This is a genomic window from Runella sp. CRIBMP (genome assembly GCF_009905605.1).
GTDB lineage: Bacteria > Bacteroidota > Bacteroidia > Cytophagales > Spirosomataceae > Runella.
The window spans coordinates 117,220-142,253 of record NZ_JAAAKZ010000009.1; the positions used below are offsets into that span (position 1 = coordinate 117,220).

Sequence of the window (25,034 nt, forward strand, 5' to 3'; positions counted from 1 at the left end):
GGCTGTTAATTATTCTCAAACGGGTAATTTAACAATAAATTCCGTTCCCTCGCCTTGGCGGCTTTCTACGTCTAGTGTACCGCCGTGGCCTTTGGTGACGATGTCATAGGCCAGACTTAATCCCAGTCCAGTACCTTGTCCGGTGGGTTTGGTGGTAAAAAAAGGTTGAAAAATTTTGTCCTGAACTTCTTCAGGAATGCCCGTTCCGTTGTCTTTGACGTGTATTTCGACCCAATCTGCCGCATTTTTGTCGGTGATATACTGTGTACTGACCCACACCGCAGGTTGATAGTTGTGGGATAAGTTTGCTGCTTTTTTTTGCTGAACGGCATAAAATGCGTTGTTGATAAGATTGAGTAAAACGCGGCTTATATCTTGTGCAACAACGTTGATTTTCGGCAGATTTTCGGCAGCTTCAAGGTTAAAATCAGCATTAAAACACTTGTCTTTTGCGCGAAGCCCATGATAGGCCAACCGCAGGTATTCGTCCGCCAAGGTGTTGATGTCGATGGGCTCTTTCTTGCCTGAACCTGTGCGGGAGTGTTCGAGCATTCCCTTCACGATGGAGGACGCACGCTTGCCGTGGTGGTTGATTTTTTGTAGATTTTGCTCAATATCTCCCAAAAGCTCTATTTCCAGTTCATCTTCTTTTGGTCCTTCGCCTTTTGCCATTTTTTCTTCTTTTATCTCATGCAATTCTTTCAAAAGCTCAATGCTGACTTCTGAAAAGTTATTGACAAAATTTAATGGATTCTGAATTTCATGGGCAATCCCCGCCGTTAGCTCACCCAATGAGGCGAGTTTCTCGGACTGAATGAGTTGGTCTTGGGTGGTTTTGAGGTGTTCGATGGATGCTTTGAGCTCAGTGGTTCGCTCGGCTACCTGCTTTTCGAGGGTTTCATTTTGGACCGCCAAAATGTGTTGTTTTTCTTGTTCTTGCGCCAGGCTTTTGGCCGAAAGGCTTTCAAGTTCCTGAATTTTTTTACGCAACGACTGATGGGTACGGGAGTATTCGCGCACCAAAGAAAATGATAAGCCCACGGGGATGCTGAAAAGCATCACAAAGATGAGCAGCATAGCGATAACCACGACAAATTCTACGTAGCCGTTTTGGGTGTTGTTAAAACCTACAAAAGCCCCCGCAATGACAAAAAATACAATGGCTAAGACCAGACAGCCCGCTGCCACAACCAGCGAATAAATCGGTACTTTGGCGTTGGAGTCTTTGCGTCGTTCGGCCAAGATGCTTACGCGAATAAAATCCGTGAAAATCAGCAGAAAAGGGGGCCATACCGCCAGTCCATACGGTACATCTACTTCCATGGCCATGCACACCAAACTTACCGCTATCAATATTGCCTGTATAAAGAAAAAATACCTGAAAGGTTGATGTAGGTAGTGATAAAGCGATACGTTGATGAGGATCACGCCCAGATAAAACGTGATGAAGGTGGTCAACTCGCCGATTTGCTGATGGCTTGAACTTTGTAGTTGGGTTTCTAAACTTTCAGCAATAAATGCAAGCGCAAACGTAAGCATTGTGAACCCAAGGGTGAGACTTACCGTTTTTGAGCGGTTTGAACGATAAAACAAAAAATGTAAAATGCTGAAAACCAAAAAAAGACCGATGCTAAAAAAAAGAAAACCTGAGGTTCGGCTGGAGGTTTTGCGAATCCAAGAACCGAGGTTTTGTGTTTCAAAAACTTTAAGCGTAAACGTTTCTTGATTAGAGCCAGGGTAGTAAAAATTGCCTTTGGAAAATGAAAACCGAACCGCGATTGTGTGTTGGTTGGTATCTGGCAAACTGAATGGTATGACTTTGGTAATGGAGTATGTCACTTCTTGGGAAGGAGAGCTGCTCACAACCCCCAAGGTATCTAGGAGCTTTCCGTCCAAATAGATTTCGGCGGCGCCTGCCTGCCGAATATAAAAACATAGGGGTTTATTGACCAACAAAGCATTGACGCGGATGGGGCGCCGCAGCCATCCGAGCTGCGCTTGGCGTATTTGGGGTAAATGGTGAATGCTTTGGTCGAGCTGAATGTCTGACCATTTTTGGTCATCGAATGTCGGTAGCGCCCATTGAGGGTTGTCGCCAGCGTGCCATTTCCAATATTTACTCAATGTGCTGCCATTCTCAGAAACGGGACGTAGCGCGGGCACTTGCTGTCCAAAAATCTGACTGCAACATAAAAGCACGAAAGAAAGAAAGGCATACCTCATTCAAAAAACGCCGTTTTGAGTTGGAAATGGGTTGTTTTTAGACAAATGTAATGAAATACGAGGAGGATTGTTTTATGGCCCGATGGTTTTAGGACGCGGATAAGGTTAGAATTTCTGAAAAATGAAGAGATAACGTTAGCGCACATATACAAAGTGATTTTTTAGTGAATCAGCAATTGTACTATGAATGTTGTTCCCTCATTTTCTACACTTTCTACTTTCATTGCCCCTCCATGTCCTTTGGTTATGATATCATACGCCAAGCTCAGTCCTAGTCCAGTGCCTTCGCCAGTAGGTTTGGTGGTGAAAAAGGGTTGAAAAATTTTTGCTTTTGTGGCCTCTGACATGCCGTTGCCGTTGTCGGTGATGCGGATTTCAATATGGCTATTGGCGGCGGTGGTGGTGACGGTCACTTTGGGCATATACTTATACCCGTCAGACGGTTTATTAACGTCGGCGGCGTTTTGAACCGCAGACAGGCCCGCCGGGGCGGCGCAGTCGCTGCCGACGTTGACTGCATAAAAAGCATTGTTGATTAGATTCAATAATACTCGTCCTATTTCTTGCGGGATGACTTGAATTTTTGGGAGATTTTTGCTCGGAATTAACTCATAATCAGACTCAAAGTTCTGGTTTTTTGCTTTCATGCCGTGATAAGCAATGCGGAGGTACTCATCGGCCAGTTGGTTTATATCAGTCAGTTCGCGCTCGCCTTTTGATGTACGCGAATGTTCCAGCATCCCTTTCACAATGCTCGACGCCCGTTTGCCATGAAGGTTGATTTTTTCTTGGTTTTGGATAAGGTCATCCACTAATTCATTTTCTAATTCTTCGTCCCTTTCTTCTTTGCTCTTCAACCTTTCAACTTTTAGCTCCTTGGCTAATTCAATGCTCAGTTCGGAGAAATTATTGACGAAATTCAACGGGTTCTGAATTTCGTGGGCGATACCCGCCGTAAGTTCTCCCAAAGAGGCTAGCTTTTCGGATTGGATTAATTGATTTTGGGTGGCTTGCAGCGCAATGAGGGCTTTTTCGGCTTTCTCATGCTGGCGATTTATTTCTTCTTTTTGACGGTGTAAAAGATTATTGGCTTTTTGTTTTTGGCGATTGTTGCGGAATAGAATAAACGCCAATAATGCCACCACGCCCAATATGCCCGACAATGCATAAACTTGGAGTTGACGCTGAAAAGCGGCTTGATTGGCTTCAATCCGCCGTTTGGTACGTATTTCCCGTTCTTCTTCTTCGTAGGCCAGCTTTTTGATCTGGCTGTTTTTTTCTTGTATGGTGAGACTGTCTTTGGCAGCCATTGCTATTTTAAAGTAATGAAAAGCTTCGCGCTGGTTGTTTTTTTGTTCATATACTTGCGACAACAGGGTGGATGCCTCAATAAGCGTGGGCAGATGGTACGCGTGGTTCCCGTTTTCTTCGATGGCTCTTTTTCCGTAAAAAAGGGTTGAGTCCAACTGATTTTTGTCCTTGTACACTTTTGCTAATCCCTGATACGCCCGTGCATTGACCCCTGCAATGTTGAATTTTTGATTCCAGGCCAACGTTCGGCGGTAATAGACCATCGCACTGTCGGTTTGACCAGAGGCGGCATAAGCAGTTCCTAAAAAATAAGCCGAAGAAGTAACGTAAGTCGGTAACTGGTATTTTAGTCCAGTTTGATAGGCCTGATGTAGATAAACCAGTGCGGTATCAAGGCGGCCCATTTCTTGGTAAATCACGCCGAGTGTTAAGTGAATGTCGGCAATGGGGTGGGTTTTTTGGATAATTTTTGCTTGTTCAAGGTATTCGGCCGCCTTTGTATTGTCTTTGCTCATGGTATAAATGAACGCAATGTTGGCCAAAATAACGGCGGTTTCTTGGGGCGTTCCGAATCTTTCAGCAAGGCGTCGGGTATCAATCAAGATGGCAAGGCCACTTGCGTACTCGTTGGTATGCGCCAAAATAAACCCTTCTGCAATACCGACGGCAATCTTTCCTTTCACAAAATCAAGGCGATTGGCCAGGGCTTTTGCCTGCCGGGCATATTGCAAGGCCACATCGGAATCAATAGAGGTATAACAGCGGGTCAGTTCGACCAGAAGCAAGACCTTGTTGGTGTCTTCTTTGGCTTCGGTCAAGGTTCGTTTCAGACTGTCGGCAAGGAGTGGGCTAATGTTGGGTTGAGAAAAAGCCGCGTGCGTGATGAGCGACAACAAAAATAGACCAAGCCACTTTTTCATGTTTGTTCTGACCTTTAGTTAATAGGTAACCTCACCATAAACGTAGTTCCTTCCCCCTCGATGCTTTCCATTTCCATTTCACCTCCGTGGCCTTTGGTTACGATGTCATATGCCAATGAAAGTCCTAAACCCGTACCCTGACCAGTAGGTTTGGTGGTGAAAAAAGGCTGGAAAATTTTGGACTGAACCTCTTCGGGAATCCCCGTGCCGTTGTCTCTCACTGAAACATGTATTTCGTCTTCTATCTTTTTTGTGGTTACCCAAACGGTCGGTTCGTAGTTGGCTAAGCCTAAGGTGTTTTTTTTATGAACGGCATAAAACGCGTTATTAATCAAATTTAAAAATACCCGCCCTAAATCTTGCGGAACGACTTCGATATTGGGGGCCTGAGGGTCCAAATCGGTTATCAAATGGGCATTAAACGATTTGTCTTTGGCGCGTAAACCGTGGTAGCTTAGGCGGAGGTACTCATCGGCGAGGGCGTTGAGGTCTGTTAATTCTTTTTTGCCCGAGCCCGCGCGCGAATGTTGCAACATACCCGTGACAATGCTGGCGGCGCGCTTGCCGTGATAGTTGATTTTTTGAAGATTCTGCACAAGGTCATTAAGGATTTCTTCCTCCAATCCAGTGTCTCGTTGGGCTTCGTCTTTGTCTCTTTCACTTTTCAATTCTTCTACCAATTCGGCGGATACTTCCGAAAAATTATTCACAAAGTTGAGTGGATTTTGAATTTCGTGCGCAATCCCCGCCGTAAGTTCTCCCAAAGAAGCCAGTTTTTCAGACTGAATAAGTTGTTCTTGCGTGGCTTTCAGGTCGTCGAGGGCGTGTTGTAGCTCTTCTTTTTGCTGCATAATTTCGGCGGTCCGGGCCGCCACCTGCGATTCTAGATCCAGTTTTTTTGCTTCCAGAATCCGATTGGTTTCTTCTTCCTGTTCGCGTTTGAGTCGCTCTTCTTTGATGGCTTTATCAAAAGATTTTTGTTGATTTCGGGCTACCAACGCCAAAATAAAACTGGCCGTAAGGGCAATGCCTTTAAGTGACTCAAAAAAATTATGATGCTTTTTATGGAATTTTGGCAACCAATATTCACTCAAATTATCCATCAAAAAAGCCAATCCCAATGGCACAATCATCCAGAGCAGCAAACGCGACGCGGAGCTTTGATTTCTTAATAAATAGGCTGGAATAGATGCAATGATTAAGAGAAGAAAAAAAACAGGGGGCGAGATAAAATCAGTACCTGCTACCATTTCAATTGCCAATAAACCAAACGCCGCAAAGCGTCCGTATTTGAGGCGTTGGTCCCACACGGGGAGGCGCTCTTTGGTCTGTAAAAATTTTTGAATAAATGGCAGTAAGAACAAAGCAACCATGAAGGGAGTGATAAAATTCATAGCTGAAAAAAGGTTTTGAAATGATTAAGCGTCATAAAATGACTCTTGCCGTTGTTTTTTCTCCAATATCTGTATTTTTGTCGAATATTGATTACTTTTTATGTCTTCAGCTTCCCTGTACCGTTCGTTAGGAGTGCGAGCCGATGAAATTCGTACCGTTGGTTTGTTCTTTTTACATCATTTTTTTCTGGGTTTCGGCACGATGCTGATCTACGTATCGGCCAACGTAATCTTGCTCGAAAACCACCCTGAGAGCAGTCTGCCACTGGCCTATATGGCATCGGCAGTAGGGATGATGGTTATCGGAAAAGTGTATACCTATTTTGAGCATCATCTTCGGCTCAATCAGTTAGTTATCAGGGTTTTGTGGGCGGTGATTGTGCTTACGGCCGTTATTTTGCTGTTGGTCATATTTGGCCATTCGGTCACGGCGGCGGTGGCCATTATGGTGGGCTTTCGCTCTATTTATTTGCTCACCAATCTTGAATTTTGGGGGGTCTCAGCGGTGGTTTTTGACGTGCGCCAAAGCAAACGCTTGTTTGGTGTAATCAGCGCTGGGGATATGCCGGCCAAAGCACTCGGTGGAATGCTGGCGGTCTTGATTCATGGTCATACCGAACTGATATTCATGCTGTTTTTGGCATTTGGTTTCTTTTGGGCGGCCATGTATACGGCAGTTTTGACTTTTCGTTCGCACCACGTAACCACCGCGCACGGCAGTGCGGCTCCCATTCGACGGCGGCCTATGCCTCGCCTGATTACCCAGTTGTTTGGCGGAAGTGAGTTGATTTTTGCCATGTGCCTCAGCCTCACCGCTGTTGCAATGATGGCAACGGGCGTTGAATATGCTTTTTTTATCAATGTTAAATATAAACTCCACAGCCAGGCCGAAGTGATGACCTACCTCGGCGGCGTGCTGACCCTGACTTACCTTTTGGCAACGTTTGTGAAGCTGGTCGTGTCGCGGCAGACCATCGACTACTTTGGTATCAACAAAGTACTGGCGTTGCTGCCCGTGGGTGGTTTGGGGGTGGCGGTCAGCTTGGGCGTTATTTTCTTGATGGGATATGATGAATCGGTTCAATTGGTGGCTTATTGCTTTGTGTATCTGGGTTTTGAAGTTGTACGAAGAGCACTTTTTGACCCCGTTTTCTTGGTGTTGTTTCAGCCGCTTTCTCCCCACCAACGCTTGCGCGGACATACCCTTGCCAAGGGATTTTATGAACCCTTGGGACTTGGTTTAGGGGGGTTGATGCTTTATTTAAGTCATCATTGGTGGCAAGGAGGACAGTGGTTTTTAGTGGAAGAAATTGTGGTGGGGGCGGTTTTTGCACTTTGGTTTTTGCGCCGTACCTACCTTCAGTACGTGGCCACGTTGCAGGAAGCACTCAGCAAGCGATTTGTGGCCGCCGAAGATTTGGCAATTCCCGACGAGGCCATAAAAGCGGTGTTGAAGAATCTTCGCAGTGATAAACCCAAAGAAGTCATCAATGCGGTAGAATGGCTGAGTAGCACGCCAGCGCACGGAGTGCCGCATACCAAATTGCACGATTATATCACCGAACTATTTACTCACCGCGACGACCGAGTACGATTGGTGGCCCTCGAAGCCGTCGATAAATTGGGGCTAGAGCTAAAGCCAGCGCAATTAAAGAAGTTGGCTCTGGAAGATTATTCCCCTCTTATCCGGGAAGTTGCCGCGCGGATTGTGAGTAAAAATACCCCGTCAATTGGTAATGAGTTGTTATATACGCCCGACATGGCGGTTAGGAAAGGGGCTATTTTGGGGCTTTTGAATAATGAGCCCAACCATTCTTTTGCCCTGACCGCCCTAGAAGCCATGCGTCAGAATTCCAACGCTAACAGCCAACTAGCTAGTCTGACAATTGTACGTTCTCTGAAACTGACGCGCTACATTGACTTTGTTAAAGCGTCGTTTGAACATCCTGACGCCGAGGTTGTTCGGGCTGCCATCGAGACCTCTGGGGTATTGCCAAGTGAGGTATTGAGCGCTCAACTGGTAGATTTTCTATCGGAAAAGAACTATTGGCGTTTGGCGGCTAAGAGCTTGGCTAGTGTAGAGAAAGAAGCGTTGCCGCTCTTGACCGAACGACTCACAAAAACTACATCACCTGATTTGGAACGGCGCATTGTGGCGGTGTGTGCCCAAATGCAGTCCAAAGAAGCGTATCGGTTGTTGTTACAATTGCTTCAACGGCCGCATGTTTCGGTAAGGACAGCGGCTTTGCACGCACTGCGAAATTTTGATACTTCCAAAGAGGCATCATTGTTTGAAAAACTACTTCACGAAGAACTTTTGCTGGCTCAGCGCCTACTGCACGGACAGGCAGAACCCATTGAGACCGATCTCAAAAATAGCCTTATGTACGAACAAGAGGTGACGATTCAGCGTATTTTTGGCCTTTTGATGCAGCGCTATGACCCCGATTTGATTGCCAGTACCCAAAACAGCGTGCTGCACAGCTCGCGTGAGCGGCGCGCCAATTCGCTTGAATTACTCGAAAACAGCGTGCCCCGTCAGGTGTACGGGAGTTTGCACGCGTTGCTCGATGATGTGTCGGATGCCGAGAAAATCAACCGAATTGATGTTCAAATGGGGATGTTTTCAGCAAAAGACTCCATTAAAGGTTATATTCTTCAACAAGGGGCGCGGCACTTTACGGACTGGACCATTCGTCTTACCTTGCGTGGTGTATCGCCTGCTCAATTATTCAATTATCCTGATTTACAACTCATGAGTCATTCATCTGCCACCGCCAAAGTTTCAATTACGGAGCGTGTCATGGTCTTAAAAAATACCGATCTTTTTGCTGAAACTCCAGAAAACGTATTGAGCAGTATTGCGCCAATCATGAAGGAAGTGAACTACCTTGAAGGGCAGACCATTTTTGAAAAAGGCGATTTAGGTACGAGTATGTTTGTGATTTATGAGGGCGAAGTGGGCATCTACGACGGGCAGGTACAACTAGCTACTTTTGGCCGGGGAGATGTGTTTGGGGAGCTGGCATTGCTAGATGCCGAACCACGCTCGGCGGCGGTGGTTTCCCTATCTGATGTTCAACTTTTTCGGGTAGACCAAGCTGATTTTTACGATCTTATGGATGAGCGAGGAGAAGTATTGCGTAACATCATCCGGATTCTGTGTCAGCGTATTCGCAACCAAAATACCAAGCTGAGAATGATGGCGGCAAAGTAAGTGCTATTTTTCACCATATAAGACATCATATGGTGAAAAATAGGAAGTAGTGCTTCACAGATTAAAAAAGGAAACCTTTAACGGGTTCGAGTTTTACAGGCAAATCGGTCTCACCCAATTGTTCCTTCAAATCGCGCTCAATGGTATTGCATAGGGCAGTCATCGGAATGTCCTGGATTCCATTCTCGAAGGGTGCTTCATTGATTTCTCCCACACGATTCATCACCGAAAACACAAAACAAAGGATAAAACTTACGGGAGCAACCATGTAATCAACCTCCATTTTTTTTAAATCACTCACCAAACAAATGGGAAGAACAAAAATGAAGGTGTACAAAAAGAGCCGCGTGAAATAGTGATAATTGCGCGGTAAAGGCGTGTTTTTGATGCGTTCGCAAGCGCCTTGCCAGTTGTTGAAGGTGGCTAAATTGGGCTCCATCGTGAAATTGTCAACAATATCCAGCTCGCCTGTTCTCATACCCTCTCTCAGTCGAATTCCCTGCGTGTTGAGGAGGATGTTGGGCTTGTTTTGGGCCTTTAAAAAGGACTCAAATTCTGCTGGATTGAGTAAATGCTGTAACTCACTCCATTGAGTTTGTCGTCTCAAATGAAGGCGCAAAGCGTGCGCAAAGGCAATCTGGCGATGCACCATTTCTTTTTTGTAGGCTTGGGCGGCTTCTTGGCTTATTTTACCGAGGGCGGCGGCGTTGTCGGCATTGGCGATTACCTGCCGGGCAAAAATCCGACTGTTATTGATGATTCCGCCCCATATTGTTCGGCCTTCCCACCAGCGCGCGTACGCACTTTGGTTTCGAAACGCGATAAAAATGGCCAGTGCCGAGCCTAGAATAGCCGCTACACTAAATGGGAGAACAACTTCGATGGCGCCGTATTTGTGCAGCAGCCAAATAATAATTGAGACAAAAAGGGTAATGCTTGTTTCGTAACGAATGTTCCAGAAGACAATACGGAGGTCAAAGTTTTTCCTGAGAATCATGGGGTTTAGCGAGATCGTTTTGGTGAAGGGTTGTCGGTTTTACTTTTTCAAGTACGTCATTTTTATGAGTGTAAAGGTATTAAAGGTTGGTTGATAATCCTTTCTAAATGGTCAATTCTACGCAAAAAATGACTTTTTGGGGATATTTTTGGGAATCGCAAATGGGCGTCAGGCTACCTCAATAAACCCAGCAAATCGTCTCTTGAAAACGATTTTAGGATAGACTCATCGGATTTCAGTAAGTTTCCCGCCAATTTGGTTTTTGATTCCTGCAATTTCACGACTTTTTCTTCAATCGTATTGGGGCAAATCAGCCGTACAGCAATGACATTTTTGGTTTGCCCGATGCGGTAACTGCGGTCAATCGCTTGGTTTTCGACCGAAGGGTTCCACCACGGGTCGATGAGGTATACGTAATCAGCTTCGGTCAAATTGAGCCCCGTGCCGCCCGCTTTCAAACTGATGAGAAACACGCGCACGGTGTCGTTGTTCTGAAATTCATTTACTTTGGTGGCGCGGTTTTTAGTTTGTCCTGTGAGGTATTCGAAGGCAATTTCTTTGTCTTCCAGCTCTTTTTTTATCAACTCAAGCATGGATACGAATTGTGAAAATACCAAGATTTTGTGCTGAGATGATTTATTCTCAATCTGCTCTACCAGCACCTCGATTTTCGCCGAATGATTGCCCTTAAACTCTTCGTCTTTTAGCAGCGCGGGCGAATTGCAAATCTGACGTAATTTGGTCAGGCCCGTTAGCACGTGCATACTGCTGCGGGTGAGGTCGTCTTGGGTTTTGCCCAAAATATACTCCCGCAATTCTTTCTCGCAAGCATCATAGACCTTGCGTTGCTCTTCGCCCATTTCGCAGTAAATCACCATTTCCGTTTTGTCGGGGAGTTCGGTGGCTACCTGTTTTTTGGTTCTTCGCAGAATAAAAGGCTCAATTCGTTTTTGTAGTTCGTTGGACCTTTTGCGGTCTTCAAACTTGTCGATGGGCATCGAATAAATGGCCTTAAAATATTGTTTGCTGCCCAGCAATCCTGGGCAGGCAAAAGAAAGTTGCCCAAAAATATCAAAGGTGTTGTTTTCAATTGGTGTCCCCGTGAGCACCACCTTATTGCGGGATTGGAGCATCCGAACGGCTTTATAACGCTGCGATTCGGGGTTTTTGATCGCCTGCGATTCGTCCAAAAAAATGTAATTGAACCGGTATGATTTCAGAAAATGAATATCGGAAAGCACCATGCCGTAGGTCGTCAAAATCACTTCGTAGCGGTCAAACTCACCGACAGATTTCAGTCGATTGGGACCATAATGCGTAAACAACCGCATGGACGGTGCAAATTTGGCAATTTCGTCTTGCCAGTTGAAAAGAAGCGATGTAGGTACCACAATTAGGTTGTTGGTGCTGGGTCGCTTGGTACGTTGTGAAAGAATAAAGGCGATGATTTGGATGGTTTTCCCCAGGCCCATGTCGTCGGCCAGGCACGCGCCAAAATTATGCTCGTCCAGAAAATTTAACCAGTTGAGTCCCTGCCGCTGATAGTCGCGTAGGGTGGCGTTAAGCTCAGGTGGTACAGGTACTTCTTTGAGGTTTTTTAGAGAGGAGAATTTTGTCGAAAAAAAAGCCAGTTCGTCTTTTACTTCTTGGCTTAAGAATTCATCTTCAAAGAGTTGGTCAATCTGTGTAAAATTGTTTTTTGGGATTTTTAGGAGCTCCTCTTCCACTTCGCCCGCTTGAAAAAAGGCGGCAATTTTCTTCATCCATTCGTCGGGCAAAATGCCCATTGTTCCGTCGTCGAGTTGTACAAATTTACTTTTATTACGAATGGATTTATGCAGTTGTTTTAACGACGCTTTTTGCTTGCCGTACTTGATTTCTAGCGATGTATCAAACCAATCTGTGCCACTCACAACACTGATGGAAACCCGCGCTTTGTGCTGATTGAGTCGGTTATTGGTTAATTCATTGAATCCTAAAATGGTAATATTCTCATTTTTCCACACCTGAAAGGCCTCCAAAAACCAATCCTCGTCCAAGAACCGATTTTTGTGCAGATAGAAATAATCCATCTCTTGAAGCTGCTCCTGAAAATCAGGATGCTGTTGGGCTACTACCGCCGTAAACTGAATTTCTAGCTCCTCATCTCGCTCAATCTGAAATACGTTGCCGTTTTGGTCCGTATCATAAATTTGTTTGCGTGACGAAACGGGAATCTCGATGCTGCCGTACTTGACCACGGGCGTTAACAATACGTAATTATTGCGGTCTGATAGATAAATGATTTTTTCAATGGTGGTTTCGGCCTCACGTTCAGTGAGTTGCTTTTGAGTGGCGGGGCGTAGGTAGGCGTATCGGATGCTGATTTGATGTTCGAGTTCGGCAAGAATAGTCTCCTTAAACTCATCGTATTTGGAAGCATGAATGAGTAAAATGGGGTTGCTTTTTTTGAAAAACTGAATTACGCGGAGCATATCGGGGTTGCTGACCAAATACAAGGTTTCGCCGATGTGGACAAAATAATCGTATTTCAAGGTCAGGTTTTTTAACGGATACGCCTTGTCATTCACGACCAGTTCGCTGGTGATTTCGTAAAACTGTTTGCGCTGGTCGACCGATAATTTTACGTCAAGCGCCGTTTTTCGGAGCTGAACTTTCACAATCGAGCTGGCCGTAACGTTGTCAGATTGGCCAATTTCGTGGGAATAAACGTCCAGATTGAGCGGATTTTTAACGATTACTTTTAAGGCTTCAAGTACCGATGCCGATTTGTCGGTCGTAAAATGTTGCTGAAATTTTGAAATAGCAGTGTAGAATTTCGCATCTTCCAGTTTTTCAGTTTTCCAGATCAGATTTAGCGGGTCTACGGGGCTAAAGGGGTTTTTGAGTTTGCCGTCGCGGCTTACTTGCCCTTCAAAAAGCTCGACCACAAACCGTTCGTAGTATTTGTGTTTCCGAAACACAATGGCCATTTTGGTGTTGGATTTCTCATCTACGATGCCGGGCAGGACAAGGTTTTTTTGCGGCAATAAATGTTCTCGAAAATAATCGTTTGTGGCTTTGTTGAGTGGCAATAACTCTTTGATTCTTGGCTTGATTTCAAACGATTTATTGACGTATTCAACGTAAAAAAAATCATCTAATTTGGCTTCTTCTTCCAATCCATATTCTTTGGCTACTTGCTGCATTTTGGTTTTTCGCAAGTTGGTATCAAAGAAAATACGTAGGTAGAGGCGGTCAATAATGTTGTACAATACCTGCGTTTGGTGCTCGCATAATTTCTTTTTTGGAGCTTGGCAGCCGCAGGAAATAACGACGGAATCGTTTAATTGTGAGACTGATACAACAGGGAAAGCTAGCCCTGTGGACGGATGCGTAAACACCCCGACGTTGAGGTCGATGCTTTGGGGATGAATGTCAAAAAAGCCCCTGGCGCCCACGTCAAAGAAGTCGGCGCTGTGTTTTAGTAAATCTGAATAAGTGAGCGTGGCAATGGTGCTGTTTTCAAGAATATATTCGTGGGGATGTTGTCGCATGGGGTAATGGTGACGTTGTGAAAAACGACGATGGTATGCCCTGTCTTACATTAAAATATTGTTTACTGCCTGAATCGCGGGGGGCAAATCGGTTTCGTCGAGCATTTCTCGCAGGTCTATTTCAATCGTACGGCTCATAGACGTAATAGGCACGTCATTGGAGCCCCCTTCAAAGGGGTTTTCGGTGCTTTCTCCTACTTTTTCCATGCTCGAAAACACCCACGACACCAGTACACTGAAAGGAACGGTCATCCAAACCATGTGTTCGCCCAACTTTTCAAATTCTTTCAACATTCCAAAAGGAACCATGAAAACGAAAAGGCGCACAAAGAAGAAATTGATAGAGGCGAATTGGCGCGGATAGGGGAAGTTTTTGATGCGCTCACATTTGCCTTGCTGTTCATAAAGGTTCACCAACAGGTTTTCCATTTCTACGTAATTTAGCGGGTCGATGTAGCCTTGTTGCTTCAATTCGCGTAATTGCTTTGATTGCAGGCTGATGATGTGCGTGGCGCGGTTCTTCTTGCTGAGTACGTATGTCAAGTCTTGGTCGGAGAGGTACTTTTTGAGTTCCTCGTCGAGTTTTTGTTCGTGTTCGAGAACCGAAAAAAAACGGCGGTATTCTTTGTTATAACTCTTGTTGGAATTTTCCCACAGCCGGGCTTCTCGCAACTGAAAACGTAGCGCCGTCAGCCAAGCCACATGACGGTATATCAACTGTTGGTGCAGCGCCTTGGCGTCGTTGTGAGCATCGGGGGCGATGATACAATCCTTCACCATAATTCCCCAAGCCCGGCTGGTATTGACGATAGCTCCCCAAATTTGCCGGGCTTCCCAGAGACGATTATAAGTTTGAGTATTTTTAAAACCAACAATAAAAGCCGCCGCCGTGCCTACTAGCGTAATTGGCACCCAGGGAACCGCCAGCCAATGCCAGTTGAGGTATTGGTACAAAGCGGTCGGTACGATGCCTAAAACCAATAACACATAAATCTCACGGCGTGTCCAGAGTAAAAATTCTTTGAGTTTATAATGGCTTCCTGCGTGCATTACAGTTTGGATATTTTAGGATTGAAGAGGCCGAGGGCGTAGTTTAACTGAATCAGAATGATAGCAATGATACTTATGTAGGTATCGATAAAACAAAGAGCGGCGGCTATGGTGTATAAACTTTGGGCCGTCAGGACTCGATTTTGCAGGGCGCTGTTGACAACAGGGCCGTTGTTTTCTGGAAAATTGACGCACTGGTGTTTGTAGGCATAGTGCCAATGCGAATACAGCAGCGTGCCCAGCGCCAAAATATTCAGCCAGTAAATACCGATTGAAAGTCGGTTTGTGATGTGATTGCTTAAAATCCCCGTCGTAAAAGGTAATATTGAAACAAACATTAAAAAAAACAGGGAAATCCAGCTGAGGTTTCGGTCGTATTTATGAATGTAATGAAACTGCGTAGATTGGCCAGTCCAAAAAATACCGAGTGTCATGAAACTCAAAAAATAGGTGAGTAACGTGGGCAGGGTATCGTAGAGCGCAGCAAGGAGTTTGCCGTCAGAAATCACCATCCCGCTGACGGGGTCTTTCATGTTGAAAACCAGAAGGGTCATGGCGATTGAAAAAACGCCGTCGCTCAGGGCTTCAATACGTTGTACTCGTTGGCCGGCAATCGAATTGAAACGGGGCATGTAGGTAACAAATATTAACTTATAACTACTGAATTTGTATTACATATTGTTGACAGGCTCGTCCAAGAGTTGAAAAAAATAATCGGTTATTTCGTCTTTTCGGGTCAGGATATTTGTTGGGAATGGCTATATCAGTACTTGTTGTTATTCCAATACTTCATAAATCATCAGCGGGTTTGCCTTATTTTTCAGGATTACTTCTCCCACAGGCTGACAGTTGAAAGATTCTTTTACTTTATTGTAAGCCGCTTGTCCAATCACAATTTGGCCTGGCTTGGCTACCGACTGAAAGCGCTGTGCTACGTTGACAGTATCGCCAATGACCGTATAGTCGAGCCGCCGCAGCGAAACCGAACCGATATTTCCCGAAATCATTTCGCCAGAGTTGATTCCGATGGCTACGCGGGGCATGTAGGTGGTATGGTCGAGTAGGTTTTCTTGAATGGCCGCAATGTGGCTACGCACGGCCAAAGCGGCTTCGATGGCGTGGTCGAGGTGGTATTCGCCCCGAAAGACGGCCATGACGGCATCGCCCATAAACTTATCTACGTGGCCCCCCTGCGCAATGATTTCTTTGACCATCACGTCAAAGTATTTGTTGATTAAGCGCACGACGGTATCAGGGTCGGCGTTTTCGGTAATGGCGGTGAAGCCGCAAATATCCATAAAAACGACCGTTGCCTCTACCGTTTCGTTGACCATGATGGCCGATTCGAATTCTTTTCGGCTCATAAAACTCAACACATTCTCATCCACATACATCCGCAGAATGTTGTTTTCTTTGATGGCCTGGAGGGTATCGCGCAGTTGCTGAACGTGTACGAGAGTTTTCTGAACGGTCAGTTCTAAATCTTCAAAATTGACGGGTTTACACACAAAATCAAACGCTCCTCGGTTCATGGCGGTGCGGATATTGTCCATATCGCCATAAGCAGAAACCATAATTACTTTAATAAGTGGGCTCAACTCGCTCACTTTGCTCAGTAGCGTCAACCCATCCATGAGAGGCATGTTGATGTCGCTCAGCACTAAATCTATGTCAGGAGTTTCTTGTAGAAGTTTGAAGGCTTCCACGCCGTTGGGTGCAAAGACAAACTGGTAGAGACCTTCGCGGATTTGTCGTCTAAATTTTTGTTTGATCAGCAATTCCAAATCGCTTTCGTCATCTACGACGAGCATTTTGGCTTTATTCATAATGTGAGGGTAAGTTTCTGTTTGAGGTTGGCGAAGTCAATCGGTTTGGTTAGAAAATCATCGGCTCCGTATTTTTTGGCTTGGTTAAAATTCTCGTCGTCATTGTAGGCCGTTATCATCATCACCATTGGAGGGGCACTGGGGCGCTCCGTCCGAATCCGTTTCAACAGTTCTATTCCGCTCATGCCGGGCATATTGATATCGGAAAGAATCAACACAATTTCTGAAAAATGGTCATTCAAATAGCTCAGGGCCTCTTCTCCAGAGTGGGCAAAATCAAAATTTAATTCACCGCTTCTGATTTCACGTCGAAAGCGTTGTTCAAAGAGCGTTTTTATGTCCTGTTCGTCGTCAACTACCAAAATTTTCATGAGAAGAAAAGCTAAAAGGGATGTTTTGCGAATGTAATAATACGAAAAATGTTGGAAACTAAAGTAGTGATGGATTAGTTAGTCAAACTAAATAGCGAGTTAAAAAATTTCATTTTTTATGATAAACTTTCAGTATCACAATCCAGTTCGAATCATTTTCGGAAAAGGCCAAATTGCGCAATTATCAAAGCAAATCCCCACCGATGCCACCATCATGATGACCTATGGTGGTGGGAGTATTTTCAAAAACGGAGTATACGAGCAAGTAAAATCGGCGCTTGCTGGGCACAAAACCGTTGAGTTTGGGGGCATTGAAGCCAATCCTACCTACGAAACCCTGATGAAAGCGGTGGAATTGGGGAGGGCCGAAAAGATTGATTTTTTGTTGGCCGTGGGCGGTGGCTCGGTGCTCGACGGTACAAAATTCATCGCAGCGGCCATTCCTTTTACGGGCAACGACCCGTGGCAAATTGTGGGAAATCGCGCTAAAATCACTACTGCGCTCCCGCTCGGGGCCGTTTTGACGCTCCCCGCTACGGGCTCAGAAATGAACTATTACGCGGTTATTAGCCGTAAAGAAACGCACGAGAAAAAGGGATTAGGGAATCCACTCGTGTATCCGAAATTCTCTATTCTGGACCCCGAAACAACGTTTTCGTTGCCGCCGCGTCAAATTGCCAACGGCATTGCCGATGCCTTTACGCACGTGATGGAGCAATACATGACCTACTCCGTACGGGCCGAAATGCAGGATCGGATGGCCGAAGCCGTGCTGCTGACGCTGATTGATGAAGGCCCGAAAATGATGGCTAACCCGACCAATTATGACGCCGCCGCCAACGTAATGTGGGCCGCGACAATGGCCCTCAATGGTCTGCTTGCGGCCGGGGTGCCAACCGACTGGGCCACGCACCAGATTGGACATGAGCTGACGGCCCTGCACGGCATCGACCATGCACGCACGTTGGCGGTGGTGTTGCCGCATTTATTGGAAATTAAAAAAGATACCAAAAGGGACAAACTCGTCCAGTACGGCAAACGGGTATGGCAACTGACTGGTACCGACGATGAAGTAGTAGCAGGAGCCATCCAAAAAACGGCCGAATTTTATGAATCCTTGGGCATCCCGACCAAAGCAAGTGCGTATCCAGTTACTGAAGAGACAGTACAAGAAATCGTAAAACGATTTGTGGAGCGGGGGATGAATTTTGGCGAGCGCGCCGATATTACACCCGAAGTGGTCGGTGAGATTCTGGAACTTAGCCTGAGCTAGAAAAACGGTATTTTGACCGCGGAGGTAGGGGAGAGCAAAATCAGGGTCAAATGTTAATTTAGACCCTGATTTTGCTCAGTGTTTTTTGTTTGAAAAGGAAGTAAACTGAAATTTATAATCTTAACTTTTCAAAACAGAAGCTATGCGCTACTTCTTTGCCTTTATACTCCTTGTTCATGGCCTAATTCATTTAATGGGCTTTGTAAAAGCGTTTAAGTTGGCCGAAATCAGTCAGTTAACGCAAGTTGTTTCGAAGCCTAGTGGGGTGTTTTGGCTACTGACTGCGGTGTTGTTGGCTCTTACTACGACATTGTTGATTCTTCAAAAAGAAATATGGTGGATGGCGGCCGCTCTAGCAGTTATTCTATCGCAAGCACTCATTTTTACGAATTGGCAAGAGGCAAAGTTTGGGACAATTGCCAACGTGATTATCCTTGCTGGTCTCGTTGTGGGCTATGCGGATTGGAGTTTCAATACAATGGTAAAGAGAGAGTTAAAGAAGTTTCGGTCTACAACTCTGCCTACTCCACAACCTGTACTGCCTGAAAGAGTCAAAATGCTGCCGCCTGTGGTACAAAAATGGCTGCATCGTTCTAAAGTAGTAGGTAAAGAAGAAGTGCAGGTGGTAAATTTGAAACAAAAAGGCGAGATGAAAACCAAGCCCGACGGCAATTGGATTCCGTTTGAGGCCGAGCAATACAACACGATCATTCAGCCGGGGTTTATTTGGCAAACTCGCATTCAAATGATGCCCTTGGTAACGATTTTGGGCCGCGATAAATACGAAAATGGTCGAGGAAATATGCTCATCAAAGCGCTGGGCTTGTTTGCCATAGCCGATTCCAAAGGCCCATCCACTGACCAAGGCACGTTGCTGCGAAATTTGGGCGAGATTTGCTGGTTTCCTTCAGCGGCGTTGCAGGATTATATCCAATGGGAGCAGCTAGATTCTCTTTCGGCCAAAGCAACCATGACCTACGGTCAGGTGACCGCGTCTGGGGTTTTTCGTTTTAATCACGAGGGCGATTTGGTCAGTTTTGAAGCAAAACGCTTCTATGACCGCAAAGAAGGCGCGACCTTGGAAGACTGGCTCGTGACCATAACCGGCTATAAAGAATTTCATGGGGTGCGCATCGGGTATAAAAGTGAGGTAACGTGGAAATTAAAAACGGGCGATTATACGTGGTTGAAGCTGGAAGTGACAGACATCCGATACAACAACCCGCGTAAATAATCGCCCGTTTTCAGCAATATGGAAGATCAATTTTTTGGCTTAGAGAAAACCAAACCAAACAACAAAATCACCGCGTAACAGATAATCGGAGTGAGGTAAGATTGCGCCACGTCAACGTCGGCGACCATTCCCATAATAGGAGGAAAAACCGCACCACCCACTACGCCCATCACGATAAACGAAGAGGCGCGCTGCTTGTGCTCGCCCAAATTGCGCAGCCCCAGCCCAAAGATGGTTGGAAACATGATACTCATAAAGAAATTGAGCATCATCAATGCAATAAAGGAGGCCCATCCCCAGGTTTGAGAGATGATTAAACACATCACAATATTGGCTCCCGCAAAGATGGCCAACAGAATGTTGGGCTTAATAAACCGCATCAAAAACGTACCCACCGCGCGGCCTGCCAACAAAAGTACCATGCTGAAAGAGAAATAATACCCCGCCTTTTCGTCGGTCATATCAGGGATATATTTGACGGCATAGTTGATGAAGAAAGCCCACGTAGCGCCTTGGGCGGCCACGTTGAAAAACTGCGCAATGGCTGCCCAAATAAAGTGACGATGTTGGAATAGACCTTTTTTGGGCCCAGCGCTACCGCCTTCGTCTTCTGAACTCTCAGATGTAAGGGGCGGTACTTTGATGAATGAAAAAGAAACCGCCACTGCGGTTACAACCAAACCAATGGCGATGTAGAGGTATTTAACGGGCGCTAAATCGACTACGACGTCGCCCGTAGGAACATTGCGTAAGATAATATATGACCCCAATACTGGCCCAATGATGGCGCCTACCCCGTTGAAGGTTTGTGAAAGGTTGATGCGTTGCTCCGAAGTATCTTCATGGCCAAGAGCGGCCGAAAAAGGGTGAGCGACGGTTTCGAGCGTGGCTAAACCACAGGCCAGAATGAATAAAGCCAATCGAAAGAAATCAAAAGATTGGGCTTCGGCAGCGGGATAAAACATAAAAGCACCGATGGCGTACAGCGCCAAGCCTAAAATAACGCCGTTTTTGTAGCCGTATTTTTTCATGAACATCCCCGCAGGAATACCCATTACGAAATAAGCTCCGAAGATGGAAAACTGGACCAAACCTGAATCGGCCAACGATACATTCAAAACGGTTTGAAAACGACGGTTTAACAAATCTCCCATCGTGATGGCAATCCCCCACAGTAAGAAGAGGCTCGTCACGAAAACGTAGGTTGGGACGTACTTGGAGGTTAGTAAAGGGGCTTTTTTCATTAATACAAGTTAGTAAAGGGTTCAGGAATATTAATTGAGGGATTGATTTTGTTACTCAGCTTGGATCAAAACTGCTTACTGCAAACTGCTTACTGACCGGTCGAGATGCACATAGCCACCGTCTACGTGAATCAACTGCCCAGTGGTATGGCTTGATTTATTGGAAAGCAAAAATACTACAGTGTGCGCAATCTCGTCGGTAGTGGTCATGCGGTTGCCGAGCGGTATCCGGCTGTTGATGTCGTTGAGGGTTTCTTCAGGATTGGGCAGGGTTTGAATCCATTTTTCGTACAATGGCGTCCACGACTCGGCCACAATCACGGCGTTGACCCGGATGCCGTATTTGAGTAATTCAACGGCCCATTCACGCGTCAGGGCGTTGCGGGCTCCGTTGGAGGCGGCATAGGCCGAGGTATTTCCCTGTCCGGTCTCGGCTACTTTGGAACTGATATTCACAATCGGGCCTTTGGTTTTGATGAGGTACGGCAGGGCGTGTTGGGCGAGGAGATAATAATGCACCACATTTTTGTGCAACGATGCCATAAAGGCTTCATAGCTGCCTTTTTCAAGCCCAACGCCGTCGTTGACGCCCGCGTTGTTGACCAATCCGTCAATGCGCCCAAAGCGCTCTACCGTGAGGCGGATGGCTTTTTCGCACTCAGCGGGGTTGGTGAGTTCGGCTTCGATGCCGTATGCGATGCCGCCGAGGGCTTCGATTTTTTCGATTACAGCCTGATTGTCGGCCGCGCTGCGTCCGATAATGACGGGAATGGCTTCTTCAACGGCTAAGGTGCGGGCAATGGCTTCGCCGATTCCTTTGGCTCCGCCCGTCACAATGATTACTTTTTCTCTAAGGTTCAGATTCACTTGATTAAAAAAGATTTATTTGAAGAGAATAATAACGGTCATAAGCGGCTTTATAATACAATTCTACTCTTTGATTCAGGGTCAAAACGAACGACTGCCTGTCGACAACACTGCTTCATGGGCGGGGTAATCGTTTTTCTTGCATTAAAGTAGAATTGTACCAAAATCCTGCACAATAATACTACTAAAAACTACTTCGGAAACGACTTTTTGTACCTGTTGTCGTAATAACCTTTTTTTTATTGATAAATCCCTTCGTTTATACAAGGCCGTTCAGGGCTGCCCATGATGAATGAGTATTGACTTCTGGGTCTGAATGGAGCGGGAATTTTTTATACTTTGTAGTGAAATTTATTTTTCGGAATAAAAATAGCCTGTTGTGGTTTTATTTTCTTTTAAATATAAAAAATGGCCGTTAGATAAATTTTATTTAAATTATTGGTATATTTTTTTGTCTAATATAGGGTATTGTATAAATTTATAATACTGTAAAATGTGGGTAATTAGAAAAGATACTCCCCACCCAAAGGCAGTTATTCAGTAATTGTTCTTAATCCTTAAAACCAACTTTACCTAAAATGAAAACAATCCGTTTTGTATGCCTGCTGGCCTTGGTCGGCAGCATGTTTGTCGCATGTCAAAAAGAGGTATTAGATGCCTCTGCCCCCTCCACAACTCCCTCTCGTAGCGCGTTGAGAGAAGCCGCCGATTGTGATTGCGTAGAAGATTACGCCGATTCTAAGGTTACTTACAACTATGATAGTGGGGTCATCGTAGAAGTCTGGAACGACGCCACTACCGTTTATTACAAAGTGTATCGTAATGAAGAGGGGGCACCCAATCCAGATCAAATTGGGAATCTATTTGTGGATGATGTAGTGCAAGGGGGCGGAGAAGACAATGTCTATGAATTCACAAAACCCGTGGGTACATTGGAGGCTTGTGATGAAGTAACAACGGCCTTAAGAATTGTTGGTGCAGGTGGAACGCCAGTTGAGGTATCGAATATCTACAAAATCGTTACGCTTTGTCCGCCTCCACCAGTTTGTGTTTATACCTACGATACAGGTTTTGGCGGTGAAATCAAAGGAGGAGGCAAAGCCTGGTGGTATTACTACCCCGCAGGCTCGGGCGTGAAAACTATTTACGCAGGTCAAACCAAAGTAGCGGGTACGGTGGTTATTGATGCCGCGGGCAACTACACCATCACTTTGGCTCCAGGCTGGTCATTGAAAACTGGTGAAACCGAATCCGTAAAAATTCAGGGATACGATACTGTTCCAGCCAGCCGACCAGCAGCGGGGCTGTTTTCGGGGCCTTCGAGCTACAAAGGCACAAGTTTGACGGGTTCGATTGCGCCTAAGTCGGTTTATGTGATTCACTTGGATTTGCAATATTGCACCTTGCAAGCGCCATAGTTTCAGCAATGATATTTTATTAATGCAAGGAGGCTGCTTTACCGAAGTAAAGCAGCCTCCTTGCTATTCTGACTTCTCACTTCTGTAAATCACGCCCACACCTGCGTGCCTTCGGTGCAGTTTTTGCACATTTCAATCTCCGAGCGTGACCGAATCAGCGTTTGGCGAAACTGATGGTAAGCATCGCTTTGCCAAAGATTTTTGAATGTCGTTTCCGATACGTCACCTAATCTGTAGTGTGCATCTTTGTCAAAACAGCACGGAACCACCTTGCCGTCCCACGTGATGACGCACGAGTGCCACATTTTCCAGCAATGTCCGTCCAAACCGTTTTTGATTTGATACGTGCCATCGGGCTTTTGCGAATAACGGGAGTATTTATCAATGGTCGGAATCAGCGGGTCACCTTGTTCGTAATCGTAAATTTGGGCGGTTTTGAGGCCTAGTTCATCTACGCCCAGCTCGTCGGCCAGTCGTTTTACGTCTTCGATTTGGTGTTCGTTGGGTTGTACCACCAAAAACTGAAAGACGACGTGCGGTGTTTTTGACTTCAGTTCGCGTTTCCATTTCAGGATGTTGCGGGTTCCGTCCAGTACCTTTTCTAGTTTCCCGCCTACGCGGTATTGTTCGTACACATCCTGCGTAGTACCATCTATTGACACAATAAGGCGGTCGAGGCCACTTTCCACCGTGCGACGGGCGGTGGCGTCGTTGAGATAATGGGCGTTGGTGGAGGTGGCGGTGTAGATGCCTTTTTTGGAAGCATATTTGACCAATTCCAAAAATTTGGGGTGCAGATAAGGTTCTCCCTGAAAATAAAAAATGAGGTACAAAAGCGTATCCGAAAGCTCGTCGATGGTCTTTTTGAATAACCCATCTTCCAACATTCCTGTAGGCCGGGTAAAAGACCGCAGACCACTGGGGCACTCTGGGCAGCGAAGATTGCAGCTCGTGGTGGGCTCAAAAGAAATGCTCATCGGCAAGCCGCGTTGGGTGGCTTTACCCGTCCATTTGGATTCGTAAAAACTATAAATCACCTTCAGGGCATTCCAAACCCGCTTACGGGAGAGTTTAGACAAGAAATTGAGCCCATCATTTAGGTTCTGGTTCATTTGCGAGGAGTGGAAATAAAAAAACTTTCCGAAAGGTAGTACATCTTTCGGAAAGTTGCTTGGCATGGGTGATTTCTGTTACCCTAAAAACTGACGCAAATAGTTTCTACTGGTCAAAATCGCCTCTTTTACGTCGTCAATACTACCTTCATAGGCTTTGTCTTCGACTTCAATACATACGGGGCCTCGGTAGCGCACGTCGGTCAGGGCCGCGAAGAATTTACGCCAGTTTACATCGCCCAAGCCGGGGAGTTTTGGGCTGTGATACTCAAGCGGATTGGCCATAATACCCACACGGTCGAGCTTTTCTTTGTAGAGCTTGGCGTCTTTGAGGTGGATATGATGCAGGCGGTCTTTGTAATCATAAATGGGTTTTGCTTCGTCCATCATCTGCCAAATCATGTGCGACGGGTCGTAATTCAAACCCAAAATAGGGCTTGGTATGATTTCAAACATGCGGTCCCACACGGCGGGTGTGGTGGCTAAGTTTTTGCCGCCAGGCCACTCGTCGTCCGTAAAAAACATGGGACAGTTTTCGATGCCGATTTTGACATTGTGGGCTTCGGCTACCTGAATAATTTCGGGCCATACTTTACCAAACGTTTTCAGGTTTTCGGTGATGCTTTTGGACGGATCGCGGCCGATAAACGTATTGACGTTGTGTAAGCCCAGCTTCGCGGCGGCTTTGATTAATTGCTTGATGTGTTCGCGGTAAAAAACGGCTTTTTCGGTATCGGGGTCCAAAGGGTTGGGGTAATAGCCTAATGCTGAAATGGTTACCTGTTTTTCTTTGGCAAAATGAATGAGATTGTGGGCGTAGATGTTATCGGTGAGTACGCGGTCAGCATCAATGTGTGTGACACCCGCATAGCGTCGAGCGTCGGCGTTGTTGGTGGGCCAGCACATCATTTCAACGCAAGAGAATCCGTGATTTGCGGCAAAATCAATAACGTGTTCATAGCCAAAATCGGCCAAAATGGCGCTTACAAATCCAAGTTTTAACATGTTTAGGAATGTTTGGTGAATTTGCCTGCAACTTAC

Annotated in this window: 17 protein-coding genes; 4 read left to right on the plus strand and 13 right to left on the minus strand. The window is 45.8% G+C overall.

Going from position 1 to position 25,034, the window contains the following annotated elements; genetic code table 11:
• Positions 1 to 15 precede the first annotated feature (15 nt).
• The 3 genes from GVN20_RS29750 to GVN20_RS19935 form a co-directional block, all read right to left on the minus strand.
• The gene (locus GVN20_RS29750) at positions 16 to 2,223 is read right to left on the minus strand and encodes an ATP-binding protein (protein WP_229599131.1); all 2,208 of its coding nucleotides are present in this window, start codon (positions 2,221 to 2,223) and stop codon (positions 16 to 18) included.
• Between the two features lie 161 nt (positions 2,224 to 2,384).
• Positions 2,385 to 4,454 carry an ATP-binding protein gene (locus GVN20_RS19930; RefSeq protein WP_166560034.1) on the minus strand — a complete coding sequence of 690 codons (2,070 nt, stop codon included), beginning with the start codon at positions 4,452 to 4,454 and terminating at the stop codon, positions 2,385 to 2,387.
• A 14-nt stretch (positions 4,455 to 4,468) separates the two neighbouring features.
• Positions 4,469 to 5,848, minus strand: coding sequence for an ATP-binding protein (locus GVN20_RS19935; protein WP_166560035.1), 1,380 nt, complete (start codon positions 5,846 to 5,848; stop codon positions 4,469 to 4,471).
• A gap of 100 nt (positions 5,849 to 5,948) precedes the next feature.
• Between GVN20_RS19935 and GVN20_RS19940 the strand changes: the two genes are divergently transcribed.
• Positions 5,949 to 9,065 carry a cyclic nucleotide-binding domain-containing protein gene (locus GVN20_RS19940; RefSeq protein ID WP_166560036.1) on the plus strand — a complete coding sequence of 1,039 codons (3,117 nt, stop codon included), beginning with the start codon at positions 5,949 to 5,951 and terminating at the stop codon, positions 9,063 to 9,065.
• A gap of 61 nt (positions 9,066 to 9,126) precedes the next feature.
• On the opposite strand, the gene GVN20_RS19945 is transcribed toward GVN20_RS19940, so the two are convergent.
• The 6 genes from GVN20_RS19945 to GVN20_RS19970 all read right to left on the minus strand — a co-directional run bounded on the left by GVN20_RS19945 (position 9,127) and on the right by GVN20_RS19970 (position 16,845).
• Positions 9,127 to 10,062 (minus strand): bestrophin family protein, encoded by a 936-nt coding sequence (locus GVN20_RS19945; protein WP_166560037.1) that lies wholly within the window; start codon positions 10,060 to 10,062, stop codon positions 9,127 to 9,129.
• Between the two features lie 173 nt (positions 10,063 to 10,235).
• Complete coding sequence (locus GVN20_RS19950; RefSeq protein ID WP_166560038.1) at positions 10,236 to 13,598, minus strand: SNF2-related protein; 3,363 nt, start codon at positions 13,596 to 13,598, stop codon at positions 10,236 to 10,238.
• Between the two features lie 45 nt (positions 13,599 to 13,643).
• Positions 13,644 to 14,648 (minus strand): bestrophin family protein, encoded by a 1,005-nt coding sequence (locus GVN20_RS19955; RefSeq protein WP_166560039.1) that lies wholly within the window; start codon positions 14,646 to 14,648, stop codon positions 13,644 to 13,646.
• On the minus strand, positions 14,648 to 15,280 hold the full coding sequence (locus GVN20_RS19960; protein ID WP_166560040.1) for a TMEM175 family protein: 633 nt from the start codon (positions 15,278 to 15,280) through the stop codon (positions 14,648 to 14,650). The genes GVN20_RS19955 and GVN20_RS19960 overlap by 1 nt, the downstream gene beginning before the upstream one ends.
• Before the next feature lie 144 nt (positions 15,281 to 15,424).
• Positions 15,425 to 16,474: an adenylate/guanylate cyclase domain-containing protein gene (locus tag GVN20_RS19965; protein ID WP_166560041.1), complete on the minus strand. Its 1,050-nt coding sequence runs from the start codon at positions 16,472 to 16,474 to the stop codon at positions 15,425 to 15,427.
• Complete coding sequence (locus GVN20_RS19970) at positions 16,471 to 16,845, minus strand: response regulator (RefSeq protein WP_166560042.1); 375 nt, start codon at positions 16,843 to 16,845, stop codon at positions 16,471 to 16,473. Before GVN20_RS19970 ends, GVN20_RS19965 begins: the two co-directional genes overlap by 4 nt.
• 118 nt (positions 16,846 to 16,963) lie before the next feature.
• Between GVN20_RS19970 and GVN20_RS19975 the strand changes: the two genes are divergently transcribed.
• Both GVN20_RS19975 and GVN20_RS19980 read left to right on the plus strand, forming a co-directional pair.
• A complete protein-coding gene (locus GVN20_RS19975) occupies positions 16,964 to 18,118 on the plus strand; it encodes an iron-containing alcohol dehydrogenase (protein ID WP_166560043.1) in 1,155 nt (384 codons plus the stop codon).
• A gap of 142 nt (positions 18,119 to 18,260) precedes the next feature.
• Positions 18,261 to 19,352, plus strand: a complete 1,092-nt coding sequence (locus tag GVN20_RS19980; protein WP_206023327.1) for a DUF6544 family protein — start codon at positions 18,261 to 18,263, stop codon at positions 19,350 to 19,352.
• Positions 19,353 to 19,378: 26 nt separating this feature from the next.
• Here GVN20_RS19980 and fucP read toward each other — a convergent pair whose 3' ends face one another.
• Both fucP and GVN20_RS19990 read right to left on the minus strand, forming a co-directional pair.
• Complete coding sequence (gene fucP, locus GVN20_RS19985; protein WP_166560044.1) at positions 19,379 to 20,596, minus strand: L-fucose:H+ symporter permease; 1,218 nt, start codon at positions 20,594 to 20,596, stop codon at positions 19,379 to 19,381.
• Positions 20,597 to 20,671: 75 nt separating this feature from the next.
• A complete protein-coding gene (locus GVN20_RS19990) occupies positions 20,672 to 21,463 on the minus strand; it encodes an SDR family oxidoreductase (protein WP_166560045.1) in 792 nt (263 codons plus the stop codon).
• A gap of 578 nt (positions 21,464 to 22,041) precedes the next feature.
• Between GVN20_RS19990 and GVN20_RS19995 the strand changes: the two genes are divergently transcribed.
• On the plus strand, positions 22,042 to 22,881 hold the full coding sequence (locus GVN20_RS19995) for a hypothetical protein (protein ID WP_166560046.1): 840 nt from the start codon (positions 22,042 to 22,044) through the stop codon (positions 22,879 to 22,881).
• Positions 22,882 to 22,970: 89 nt separating this feature from the next.
• Here GVN20_RS19995 and GVN20_RS20000 read toward each other — a convergent pair whose 3' ends face one another.
• Both GVN20_RS20000 and GVN20_RS20005 read right to left on the minus strand, forming a co-directional pair.
• Positions 22,971 to 23,993, minus strand: a complete 1,023-nt coding sequence (locus GVN20_RS20000; RefSeq protein ID WP_166560047.1) for a radical SAM/SPASM domain-containing protein — start codon at positions 23,991 to 23,993, stop codon at positions 22,971 to 22,973.
• Between the two features lie 78 nt (positions 23,994 to 24,071).
• Positions 24,072 to 24,998, minus strand: coding sequence for a sugar phosphate isomerase/epimerase (locus GVN20_RS20005; protein WP_166560048.1), 927 nt, complete (start codon positions 24,996 to 24,998; stop codon positions 24,072 to 24,074).
• Positions 24,999 to 25,034: the final 36 nt, after the last annotated feature.